Source organism: Calditrichota bacterium (genome assembly GCA_014359355.1).
Lineage (GTDB): Bacteria > Zhuqueibacterota > Zhuqueibacteria > JANLFK01 > Oleimicrobiaceae > Oleimicrobium.
Map to the genome: position 1 here is coordinate 1 of JACIZP010000265.1, position 12,596 is coordinate 12,596.

Annotated in this window: 7 protein-coding genes; 2 read left to right on the forward strand and 5 right to left on the reverse strand. The window is 61.0% G+C overall.

Annotated features, from left to right (window positions below; all coding sequences use genetic code 11):
- Both H5U38_11705 and H5U38_11710 read left to right on the forward strand, forming a co-directional pair.
- Window positions 1–3,138, forward strand: a 3,138-nt coding sequence (locus H5U38_11705) for a hypothetical protein (protein MBC7187688.1), incomplete at its 5' end; no start/stop codon positions are given.
- Window positions 3,139–3,157: 19 nt separating this feature from the next.
- Window positions 3,158–4,186, forward strand: coding sequence for a PorV/PorQ family protein (locus H5U38_11710; GenBank protein ID MBC7187689.1), 1,029 nt, complete (start codon window positions 3,158–3,160; stop codon window positions 4,184–4,186).
- Window positions 4,187–4,339: 153 nt separating this feature from the next.
- Here H5U38_11710 and H5U38_11715 read toward each other — a convergent pair whose 3' ends face one another.
- The 5 genes from H5U38_11715 to H5U38_11735 all read right to left on the reverse strand — a co-directional run bounded on the left by H5U38_11715 (window position 4,340) and on the right by H5U38_11735 (window position 12,513).
- The gene (locus H5U38_11715; GenBank protein ID MBC7187690.1) at window positions 4,340–5,566 is read right to left on the reverse strand and encodes a hypothetical protein; all 1,227 of its coding nucleotides are present in this window, start codon (window positions 5,564–5,566) and stop codon (window positions 4,340–4,342) included.
- A gap of 106 nt (window positions 5,567–5,672) precedes the next feature.
- Window positions 5,673–6,374 carry a hypothetical protein gene (locus H5U38_11720; protein ID MBC7187691.1) on the reverse strand — a complete coding sequence of 234 codons (702 nt, stop codon included), beginning with the start codon at window positions 6,372–6,374 and terminating at the stop codon, window positions 5,673–5,675.
- Window positions 6,371–7,417 (reverse strand): hypothetical protein, encoded by a 1,047-nt coding sequence (locus H5U38_11725; GenBank protein ID MBC7187692.1) that lies wholly within the window; start codon window positions 7,415–7,417, stop codon window positions 6,371–6,373. Before H5U38_11725 ends, H5U38_11720 begins: the two co-directional genes overlap by 4 nt.
- Before the next feature lie 3 nt (window positions 7,418–7,420).
- Entirely contained in the window at window positions 7,421–12,214 is a 4,794-nt protein-coding gene (locus H5U38_11730; GenBank protein MBC7187693.1) for a hypothetical protein, read from the reverse strand.
- 128 nt (window positions 12,215–12,342) lie between these two features.
- Window positions 12,343–12,513: a hypothetical protein gene (locus H5U38_11735; protein ID MBC7187694.1), complete on the reverse strand. Its 171-nt coding sequence runs from the start codon at window positions 12,511–12,513 to the stop codon at window positions 12,343–12,345.
- Between the last annotated feature and the right edge of the window lie 83 nt (window positions 12,514–12,596).

Here is a 12,596-nt window from a genome sequence, read left to right on the forward strand (position 1 = left end):
TCCTACATTGCCGAATTTACCCCGATCATCGGCGCGGAGGTGGTGGACGCAGAGGGCAACATCCGCCACATCTTCAGCGACGGGTATGCCGATGCCAGTCGCAACGACAGGTCGCCTCTGGGCTACCAATGGGGGTTTGAGCCGCTCCCTGGGTATGCCGACCCGACCCAAAGCAACGTGGCGATGAGCGATGCGCTAGACAACGACGGTGACGGCAAACCGGACAGCTGGCCTTGGGTGTGGCCGGATCGACCGGAGTGGGTGAATCCTGTGACCCGTGTGCCCCTGTGGAATGGCCAGTACGGTGCCTATGCCCGCGCCGACCAGGAGTCGTATTTTGTGATGAATGACTATGTCAATGACGAGTTCAAATTCTATCCTGACCCCTTTGACTCCACCAAGCGGGGCTTGGCCATTGAGGTGCAAGTACGCGGTTACCAGTGGGCCCATCCTGCGGCCGAGGACATTCTCATCTGGACCTATTGGGTGAGAAACACTGGATTGACCGAGTACCAGAAGATGGTCTTTGGCATGTACGGCGACGCGGACGTGGGTGACGACGGTGACCAGCGCGACGACGATAGCTGGTTCGATCGCCAGGACGATATCGTCTATCAGTATGACCACGACAACGTTGGCGCCTGGGGAGGCCCAGTGGCCTATTTCGGCTTCAAGTACTTAGAGTCACCCGGCGACCCCTTCGACGGGATCGACAACGACGGCGACGGGATGGTCGACGAAAGCCAGGACGACGGCATCGATAACGACGGCGACTGGGACCCGGAGACCGACGACATCGGCAGCGATGGAGTGGGGCCGCTGATGCCCGAGTACATGGGAACGGATGCCGACGGCACGGAAGGCAATGGCAAGCCCGACCCCGGAGAGCCGAACTTTGAGTACACCGACAACGACGAAGCCGACCAGATCGGATTGACCAGTTTCGATTCCAAGGACTGGCGCAAAGGCCTCAACCTGGCCAACGACGAGGAGATGTGGCAGCTCACCACTCCGGGTCACTTCATCGATAACCCGGAGCAGACTACCGACATCACGTTCCTCTACGGCTCCGGCTACTTCCCGCTCAAGCCAGGCCGCATGCGGAAGTTCGCCATTGCGATGCTCTTTGGCGAGGATCAGGAGGATATTTTCCGCAATGCGCGCATCATGCAGATTATTTACGATCGGGACTATAACTTCACCAAGCCGCCGCTTAAGCCGAAGGTGACCGCAGTGCCCGGCGACCACAAGGTCACGCTCTACTGGGACAGGGCGGCAGAGAAGTCCTGGGACCCGATTTATGGCTTTGACTTTGAGGGCTATCGCATTTACCGCAGTACCGACCCAGGTTTTCTGGAGTCGTACACCATCACCGACGCCTACGGCAACCCCACTTTCAACAAGCCGGTGGCCATCATCGACCTCAAGGACGGGCTGAAAGGGCCGCACCCGGTGGCCTTCAACGGCGTGCAGATGAACATGGGCAACGACAGTGGCCTACTACACTTCTGGACGGACACGGACGTTGAGAACGGCCAGACCTATTACTACGCCGTTTGCTCGTTCGACAAGGGCTACTATGCGGATTTCTATGAACGCGGCATTAGTCCCATCCCCCATCTGCCGGATATGGCCCCGGCCGAGTGCTCCAAGCGCATCCGCACTGACGCGGCAGGCAGGGTGTTGAGCACCGACCTCAACACCGTGGTGGTGCGGCCGAATGCCCCAGCAGCCGGCTACAAAGAGGCCCCGCGGCTGTCGACGAAGGCAGGCTCGCTGCAGCACGTCAGCGGTTTTGCCACAGGTGCCATCGAGATCGTGCCCGTGGACCCCATGCGCGTCCCGGACGGGCGGCGCTATGCGGTGAGCTTCAAGGACGACTATCCCAAGGGTTCCGATACCACCAAGACCTTTTCCGTCATGGACCTGACACGACGCACCGCTCGCTTCGTGGCAGACACCGGCTGGGTGGCCTTGGCCGCAGCGCCGCTGGTGGCGGACTCGCTTGTGGTCATGCCCGCAGGCGGTGGGCGGATCTTGGTGCCCGGCGTGGACTATCGCCTGGACGCCAGAAACGGGATGATTGCCATGATTACGGGCGGCGGGATGGCGAAAGGTCAGGAGTACGAGTACTCGTACCTCTACTACCCCGTGTTCCGAAGCCCCTATGTCCAGGGGCAGCTGGACAACCCCATCTTTGACGGACTGCGAATGGTGGTGCAAGACCAACCACTGGCCATTGACCTTGAGAATAGCGGTTGGATCAAGGGAGACTGCAACTACACCCACACCGTTCGCCTCTACACCGGCGGCAAGCTGTACGAGAGCGACTTTGAGTTCCGGTTCGAGGGCCGGATCGGTGAACGGGTGCGCGACGGCCAGATCTTTGCGGGCACGCATGCGCCATTTGTGATTTGGAACGTGTGCGAGCAGCGCGAGGCGCGCTTCGTGCTGATGGACAAGGACGGCAACAAGTACTGGAACCCTGGCGAATCGATCGTGTTGATGCCGGCCCCCACTGGCACTGCCGTCACCTATGAGGTCATCCTCAACAAACCGGACTCGATGCTCGTGGACTCGACGCTGCTGCGTGTGGATGTCCAGTACATCCACACCACCATAGGGGGCATTGACACGGTGATCGCCCTCAGGGATAGCGTCTGGGCCTACGACACGACCTTTGTGCAAATCAACCACCCGGAGCCTGGCGATGTGTGGCTCTTGCACACTACCAAGCCTTTCCGCTCGCAGGACGCCTACCAGTTCACCGCCGAGGGGAGCAAACTGGAGCTGCCGAAGGCGAAGGCAAAGGTCGACAGTCTGCTCAGCCGCATCGCGGTGGTGCCGAACCCGTACGTGGTGACGGCTTCCTGGGAGCCGCAGCATTTCTACCAGTCAGGACGGGGCGAGCGGAAGATCGACTTCATCCACCTGCCTCCCAAATGTACCATAAAAATCTTCACCACGCGAGGTTACTTGGTGAAAGAGATCCATCATGACACCACCATCGACAATGGCGCCGAGTCGTGGAACATGCTCTCCAAAGACGGCATGGAAATCGCCTATGGGATCTACATCTACCACATCGAAGCACCCGGCTTAGGGAGCACCATTGGCAAGTTCGCGGTCATCAAGTAAGCAGGGAGACTACGCAGCTATGCGACGAGTAAACGTTCTTTGGGTAGTGCTCGCGCTGGCAGTGTGCGGCACTGCTGAGGGCCAGTTCGTAGAAAACGTCTCCAAAGTCGGCACGACGAGTGCCTGCTTCTTGGAAATAGAGGTGGGAGCACGGGCGTTGGCCATGGGCGGAGCATTTGTGGCCACGGCCAACGACGCCAGCGCGCTCTACTGGAATCCCGCGGGCCTGGCGCGCCTGTCGCGCAACGAGGTGCACCTGGGGCACACGGAATGGCTGGCGGACATGAACTATGACTTTGCTGGCGTTGCCTTGCCCTTGGGCGCATTCGGCACGTTGGGCGCAAGCTTCTGCGCCCTCGGCATGGACGAGATGGAAGTACGCACCGTGTTCTACCCGGAGGGCACTGGCGAGCGGTTCGGGGCAAGCGACGCGGCGTTGGGCGTCTCCTACGCGCGCGCCCTTACCGACCGCTTCTCCATCGGCTTTACCGGCAAATACATCCAGCAGAAGATATGGCACATGAGCGCCTCCAGCTTTGCCATCGATGTGGGCACGCTGTTCATCACGCAGCTAAAGGGGATGCGCATCGGTGCGAGCATCTCCAACTTTGGTGGCAAGATGCGCTTGGAAGGGAAGGACACGCAGGTGAACCACGACATCGACCCGTCCAAGTATGGCAACAACGACAAGATCATCGCGCATCTGGCCACCGACAAGTGGTCGTTGCCGCTCATCTTCCGGGCTGGGGTGGCCATGGAGCTTCTCAACTCCGCCCACAACCGTTTGACCGTGGCGATTGATGCCATTCATCCCAACAACAACACCGAGTACCTGAATGTGGGCACTGAGTATGCGTTCAACGAGAACGTGTTCTTGCGGGCCGGCTACAAGTCCCTTTTCCTGCGGGATGGCGAGGAGGGGCTGTCGCTCGGCGGCGGCCTTGCCTACGAGCTGCTGGGCCGCGTGCGCTTAAAGTTGGACTATGCCTACCTGGACTTTGGCATTCTGGACAATGTGCAACGATTCAGCATAGGCCTGGAGTTTTAGCGAACCGTCGTGGGTTCCTGCTGCAGGGGAAGTGAGTAGTCCCGGCGGGCGCAACTGCGCCTTGGCCGTTCGTCGGCGGCCATCCTGGGGCGTGAGGAAAATGAAAAGCCCTGCCTGTTCAGGCAGGGCTTGAGTTTTTGCAATCTCCGCCAATCAAGGTTGGGGCGGAGGCTCAGTCTTCTTCGTCTCGGGCAGTTCCTCCCGGAGTTTCTGGAGCTCTTCCCGTCGCTTGGCCTGATCTTCCAGGATTTTCCGCAAACGCTCCAGTTCCCGTTCTGCCTTGCGTCGCTCCTCTTTGATGCGTTCCAACTCTTGCTCGGCGGTCTCTGTCTGGCGTCGCTCGCGAATGATCTGTTCAAAGAGCTCGCGCCGGGTGTCTGCCTTCTGCAGCAGGAGGTCCCGTTCGGTCATGCGGTATACCGAGGTGGGGAGCAACACCAGCTTCACGCCCACGTTGACGCGCCAGGTGGGATAGTTGGGGATGTTTTCATCTTTGAACGGGCCAATGGGAGCATAGCCGGTCCCGTACATGGTCTCGTCTTTGTCGGCGGTGAGGCGATAGTCAAGCGCGAAGAGGAATGAGACCCAGCGCGCCGGCTTGTAGGCCACTGACGGGCAGATATAGAGGTAGTTCTCTCGCGCGTAGGCGCTGGCCGGCGGTTTCTGGATGAAGGAGTTGCCATAGAACTCAAGACCATAGTCGAACTCCCTGGTCGGCAGCTTGAGGCCCAGGCCGTACAGGAATTCCTGCGTCGGACTTTTTACCTTGAGGTTACCGATCTTCTTCGGCCACTCCGTCAACTCCTCCCCAACGTCGTTGTAGTTGAGGTAGCCGAGATTGAGATGCAAGCTGACGTCCTCGTCTGGGTAGAGGGGGTCTAACGCATAGCTCATCATGCCCGTAAAGCCCCAGGCGAATTTCCCTGCAGAATAGGGTTCGAAGGCGAGATTGTGGTACTTAGCAGTGGGAAAGCGGCCATTTGCGGCTAAGCCAAAGGAGAGCGCGCTGGTTTTGGAGCCTAAGCCACCCAGTTTGACGGTGGCAAAGAGGTCATCGAGGAGGTTGTACCCGGGGCTGACCTTGTGGTTGTCCTGGTAGACTACCTGGGTGAGGCCCAACTCGAAACGGCGGTTCAAGCCGTAGGAGAGGTTCACCAGGCCGACAACGTCCCAGTAAGCCACCGAAGTCAGGGGGTCAACCTCGCCTACCTTGCCGAAAAAGTCGGAGTGGGCGTAGAGCGTCAAGTGGCGTGGTTCCATGGACCAGGCGGGTCGCACGTGGAGCAGGCCTCTGCCCCCGTTCAACCAGCCGTGTGCCCAGCTCGTCGAGCAGGCGGCTACCATTGCCACCATCAGAACCAGCAACATGAGCTTTTTCATGATCTGGCCTCCGAAATGTGCGTCAAGTCGCCAACTTGTGAAGTTAATATACACCTTTTTCGTTAATTGTCAAGCAGAATTCTTGCCGCAGAGGACATTTTGCTGCTCATGGGCTGGCGGTGAACCGGCTCCAGGCCGACTCTGAGCCAGAATTGCGCTCGACGCCTACCACATCCACGCGCCAGCGGTACTGCCGCCCCGAAACCAGCGCGGGAGCTGCCGCTGCGCCGTCCCAGTTGTAGGTCACCACCTCCTCTTGGCCTTGGTAGCTGGAAGGGACCAGGCTAAACCATACCTTGCTTCCGTCGCTCAAATCGAACAACTTGAGCACGTACTGCGCAGGATAGTCCTGCACATGCCAACGGAAGACCGGCGTGAGCCCCGCACTGCAGTGAAGATTGAATGCCTTGGGCACGAGCATGTAGTCCACCGTGTCAGAAGGGGCGCTCTCGCGACCGGAGTAGTCTACGGCCGTCATGAAGTAGAAGTAGCGCGTCCCGATTTCGATCCCTGCCGCGTCCACATATGTGCTATCCTGGGCTTTAAAGGATTTGAGCAGGAGGAAGGGGCCTGAGCGTCCGGTGCGACGGTACAGACGGAAGCCGGCGACCTCCTCGCCCTCCGGCGCCAACCAGTCCAGCTGGATGGCATCGGCTTCGGGTACGGCGTCGATGCCTTTCTCGACCACCGCCAACTCATCCGGCGGAGGCAAGAGGATCGGCGCCGCTGGCCCACGCTCCTCTGTCACATTCTTGCTGCACAAAAGGAAAAAGCTGCCGAGGGCCAGAATGGCAGTCCTGGTCTTCATCGTTGCCCCTTTCTGCCAATGACCAGCGACCCACTGACACGATGCACGTTGCCAAGGTCGCCGCTGACGAAACCATAGTCGACGGTGAGGCGCCAGAAGTCGAACCCGGCTCCGGCAGTGAACTTGCCGTTATCCACGCCTAGGCGCAGGGCGAGCCACGGGAGCTGATACTCCAAGCCCCAATGGTTGCTCTCTGCTGGGCGCTCCTTCCTGCTCCAGCACACCAGGAGGGTTGTCTTGCGCCACGGTACTGGCTGGGAGTAGGCCAAGCCGAGGCGCACATCTTGCGCGATGCGGTCCTGGTGGCGGGTGCTCCAAGTTAGTGCCGTGCCCGCCACGTCGACCAGGGCGAGGCCTGTGGCAAAGGTGCCCACCCACGGTGTGTCGAACAGCGCGCCTACATCCAGCCGTACCATGCTGCCCAGATCCACGCCGAAGCCGCTGGCGCTGAAGCCGTAGACTCGCTGGCGTACCATCCTGAACGAGATGCCGACTGGTATCTCCAGAGAAAGGTCTGTGTACAGCCAGCCGAGGCTTGTCGTCAGGGTGTTCATCTTTGCAAAGGAGAGCACAAGGGCCTCTTCACGGTCGCTGAAATAGCCCAGGGGTTGGCCGTCTGGCCGGAGGGAGGGATCGAGAAGCCGTTGGCCAAAGCTCTCCCCACGCAATTCGGGGAATATGGGGATGTCGTCTACCGCCAGGCGGACGTAGTTGGCTGCTATCGTGGCAGTGCCGTGCAGAGGCAGCGAGACGCCCAGGTGGTTGTACGTCGCCAGAGGGTTGACGATGCTGCCGAAGGCGGATGCGTACATGAAGGCCACTTCTGGAGCTGGTACCCCCGTGAGACCAGAAGGATTCCAGTAGAAGGCAGAACCATCATCAGCGGCAGCCACAAAGGCTCCGCCCATGGCCAGAGCGCGCGCGCCAACGCCAAAGTCCAAGAAGGCTGCCCCGTACTTGCCGGATTGGGCAGCCAACCTCATCGGCAGCAGAAAGAGCACGAGGAGGGCGCCAAGCGCAGTTTTCCCGGCTGCCTTGCTCATCACTCACCGCACCCGCGCAATTGTACCGGTCTGTTCCAAGACCTCATCACCATCCACGCACCGAAGTTTGTAGAAGTAGACTCCGTTGGCCACCTGCTCGCCGTCTTCATCCGTTCCATCCCACGGAATCTCATGGTAGCCGGGCGCCAAGGGATTCTGGCCTTCGCTTGCCTCCGCTACGGAGAAGCGGCGCACGAGGTGCCCAGAAGTTGTGTAGATCGAGAGGGATAGGTCGCTTGCCCACCGGGTGAGCTCGTACACAAAGACCGTCTGGCGTGCGAAGGGGTTGGGATACGTGCCCAGCACCTTCAGGCGGAACGCAGCAGCAACGGTGAGCGCTATGTCGATCGGGCCGGCAATGTTGCCGCTGCAGTCACAGACTTGCACCTGGCACGAGTGGGTTCCGGGAGCAAGCTGCGGGCGGAACGAGACCGGCACGTGGTTGCCGTTGGCCACAGTATCCGGCATGAGCAGACCGCTACCTGCTACCGGCTGCCCGTCGAGCATAATGTTCAGGCTGTGGGGACCCAGTGCCACGCCGTTGGCATCCTGCACGAGGAACGTGATAAGCGGTTGTTCCGCAACGTACGTCCCCTGCACGTGCGCTTGGCCGTCCACGAGGATCTCGATGGTGGGCGGGAGCACGTCGTCTGACTCCATCAAGGCGAGGCGCGCAGGGAGGCTTACCTGGGCCCAGAGCCAACTGCCCTTGCGCAAGGTGGGCATGCGCTCCCACTTGCGTGTCAGGCTCCGGTAGGCGAAAAGAGCGGCCGAGGCAGGAAGGGAATCAGCGGCGAAGCAAATCCCGGCTGTGGCCGGAATCGTCGCAGCATTGCCCATGGTGAAGAGCTCGTAGGCGACCGGTTTGCTTCCGAGCCGCAGCGGGCGAAGATCGGGCTGGTCGAACACCTGCAGGGAGTCAATGGGCCGCCCCTGCACCACCGTGGCAACGGATGAGCTGCCCGGCCCTACCAAAAGCGCAAGGTCGCTGCCAAAGCGAAGCGTGTCGGTTGCTGTGCCCCACGCTGTACTGCCCAAGATAGGGGTGACCGTGAAGCGATCCACTTGGAGAAGGATATCGGCGACGTTGTTGTGCTCGTCGGCTTCCTCGAAACGCTGATCCCCGTCCACCAGCACGCGCACCTGCACCGTACCACTGCCGAAAAAGCCGGGGACGGCAGCCACCGCCCTCTGCCGCGCGGGCACGTCCACGGTCGTGCTGCCAATGTGGAGCCACTCGCCGCTCAGCGAGTCGAGCAGGAAAACGTCCACAAGCACGCCCCTGCACTCGACGTCCCCCGAATTCCAAATGGCTGCCTCCACTTGCGTCATGGTCGTGCCGCTAAGGCGCGTCTCGCTTGGGTCGACAAAAAGCTCCGGCCCCCAGCAGACGGTGTACGAATGGGGCGAGCGCTGCTCGTGCTGTGCCTGGTCACGGGCGACAACGCTGAAACGCACCACGGTACCGCGCGCAAAGGGAGGGATTCTCCGTTCTGCGATGTACTCCGTGCTGCCCAGCGTCATGGGGGTCATGCCCATGGTATCGGCACTGGGCGATTCCAGGAGACAGGTCACCGAAGCAAGCTCGCCCGAGGCGAAGACCCTGGCCCGCACGAGCACGCTATCGGCGGCGCGGGGCGTTTCCGGGGTGGTCCACACCGAGTCGATGAACACCTCGGTGACCGCGAAGGAGGCAGCGCTATGCGCGGTTTGCCGCTGCGCCTCGTCATAGAGATAGGCGCGCACGTGGCCTGCGCCGGCAAAGTCGCTCGGTACAACGAAGCTGCAGCTGAAGGCGCCGTTGCGGACGAAGCTCAGTCGGGTGTCTACGGTCCTCCGCTGCGCATCGGTAAGGTCCACCACCGCGACGCCGGAACTGTGCCACTCTCCCTGGACATGCAGGGAGTCGCCTGCCTTGGCCACGCGGTTCGCAAGTTGCAGAGGACAACTCTGACGAGGCAAGACGGTACGCAGTGCCGGGTCGCCAAGCAAATTGTACTGGCTGACCATGGAGTAGTTCAAGTATCCGGGATATGTGCTCAGATACCGCACCTTGGCCTCGGCAACTACCTCGCCCAGGGTGGTGGCTTCATCGGCGTGCACCAAGGCGTCGATGAATTCTCGCACCAGGTAGTAGTCATTGTAGACCCAACCCAGGCCAGAGGAACCCAAAAGCGCCACAGCGCCTGCGCCTGGCGCCACCAGGAGCTCCTCGCCCAGGGAGCGGCGGGATGGCTCCTCGAATGCCCCCGTGAAGCAGGTCATGCTGGAGACGATGGGATATCGTCCGTTTTGCGGAAGGCGCGCGACGTCCTCCAGTCGAAAGAGAGAATTGTCCGACCACACGGCGCCGCCGCCGTGGCCAAGAAAGTTTGCATAGGCGACGCCCTGGGCCAGATGTTCGATGAGTTGGGTGGTGCCTCCGAAAAAAGGGTCATTGGCGGCGCTGGCCCCAGTGTACAGACGTTCCACCGCAAAAGGGACCGGGATGACTTCTGCCAACAGAGTTTCGCTCTGCTGGCGGAAGATGCTGCCGTTGCCGCCGATGAGGAGGAGTCGATTGCGCCAAGTATCCATTGGGCTGGTGCGCTCGTAGCTGAGGATCTTGTCCACCACCGCGGCGAGCTCATGGCTGTTGCGTATGGGCAGGCGGCCGATAAGCAGGTCCGGTACCTCGTCGTCCCCGTCTATCAGAGCGTACCAGTGGTCGCTGGCGGCCGCCCCCCACTTGATCGTCTGCCTAAGGAACACGGGCACGAGGTTTCCCGCACGGCGGTGCCTGTCCTTGTAGTCCCATGAACCATCCCCCACCAACAGGACGTACCTGAGCGCGGGTGGTTGCCAATAGCGCCAGGCGTAGCTGAGGAATTCCTTCAGGGCATAGGGCGAGGGTATGCCGTAGTTGAATTCGTCATAGACAGCCTGCAATGGCACGATCGCTGTACGAAGGCCCTGGGACTGGCGATGCGCGATGAGCTGCTGCAACGCCGGATCCTGCACAAGGCTATCTGGCGCAATGGCGACATAGTCCGCGCCATTGGCAAAGGAGCGCAGCCAGGTGGGCTCGGCGGGCTCCATCCGCAGGGGTGCCCTTTTCGCCCGGTCTGCTACCGCCACGTAGCGCGCGTTTGAGGAGAAGACCTGGTCCTGAAAGCGCACCTGGTACGACCAACGCTCCTCTTCGTCCTGCACACGCTCCACCGCCGCGCCGATGATCTTGCTTACGCCGAGCTTGTAGATTTCGACATACGGCACGGTAAAGCCGTCTACGCGGAATTCGTACAAACCTGGGGCGGCGTTCTTCGGGAGGGTGAATTCGATTATGTCGTCCTCGGCACGGTAGCGCCGCGCGTAGGAGAGCTCGAACCAGTTCAGAGCGACCAGGTCGACAACCTCCGGCGCCAAATTGTTGATAAGGGTGAGCGTGTTCTCTCCATGTTGCAAACGTTCGGGGGGCACGCCGGCACCAGGCCCACTCCAGACGGCCATCCGGTCTTGACCGATCCATTCAGCCTCGGCGGCGCGGAAGCCGTTTATGAACAGAGAGAGGTTGTGTGCCACGCCGGGAACCGAACTGAGCCCGTGGAGCATGGCGCGCAGCTCTGCCTGCTCGGAAGCCTCCTGGTCAGGCCAAGGCAGGTGGAAACGATATTCCCGCAGAGTACCTGCTTGCAGGCCGCTGTCGAAGAACCAATGGTCACGCAGGGAATCCGCAGGCAACTGGCCGAGGCGATTGTAGCTGTCGTCCCTCTCAATGTGGACGGTGTACCAGTAGGAACGAGGAACGGTGACTGCCCATGGGTCGTTGGTGTTGGAGATTGCTTGCTCTTCAGTCATGCGAATCCCCGGCGGTCCTTCCCATGACAGCCAGTAGGTGTTCTCATCCGAGAAAGGGTCAAGATACATGTCCGGGGCAACCGCCTGGAAGGTCTGCCGGTTGGACTCCCCCCAGAATTCCACATAGTCGTTGGGGTCGAAGCGGCCATCGCGTTCGCCGAAGACGTACAGCGGCACTTGTCTGCCTCGATGCGTGAGCCGAAGGTTCCTGGGGTCAATGGTGGTGGGATCGATGCCCGCCTTGGCAATCTGTGCGGCCGTGACGCGATAGATGCCGTCCTCCTTGAGCACCAGGCGCAAGGCGGACCCAGGCACCGTGGAGCCGGATGCAGCCTGCAGCGGATGGGCCAACTGCTGCGGTGGCTTTGCCTCACGGCGAAGAAGGCGACCCCGCTCCATAGCCTCCACACCGGTGACGCGCACCAGCATCTTGCGATGGATAACCAGCTTCCCTTGTGGATCGTAGCGGAACGGAAACAGCCGCAACGCGAAAAGCTGTCTGCCGCGCAGGCTGCCCACAGACAGCAGCTCGAAAGGCTCAGAGGGGTGGAGTCCAGCAGGCGGCGCCGTTTCTTCTTCGAGCTGCGTTCCCTCCTCAGGGAAGGAAATCTCAATCGGCTCAACACCAGGGTCGAGGGTAATGGCCACGGTGTCTGAGGCCATTTCCACAAGCTGCGCAGAGGGGTAGCCCCCCGCACGCACAAGGGTGAGGCAGACAAAAGGCAGGCGGGGTAGACCAGGCCTTTCGATCACAGGAAGTGCCGTGGCTGCCGATGCGAGAAGGCGTGCACCCTCTGCGCTTTGTTCCACCCGGGCGTTGGCGGTAGCTTCTACCAGCAGTATTCCAGGCGAGGGCGTGCGCACCTCCAGCCTTATGCCTGGCTCTCCTGAGGCACCAAAGCCCAGCGAGACGAAGAGCCACAAAAGGACGACCTGGTGAAATGTGCGCCGCGGGGTCATTTCACCACCTTCTTCATCCACCTGGGCTCGATGGTCTCTGCATCTCGAGCCCGCCTTCCCTCGAGCGAAGGCAGAAAGGAGAGGGGATTCATGTGCGTCTCGGGATGAGATTCTCCAGGCACCACTTCTCATTCCTGACAAAACGCTTTTGCCAAGATTACCACAGCGAGAAGGAGGATAAAGGCAATGATGCCTTCTCCGTTCAGATACTTTACCCCGGGCTCGCCCATCCACAGGCCGCGCAACAGGGAAACCGCGTAGGTGAGGGGCAGCACCTGACCCACCAACCAGAGGCTCACCCCGCAGCAGCCCTCACGCTGGCGCCCTCTTGGTCGATCATGCCGAGGATCCGACCCCACCGTGCCACCAGGGACAGATGCTC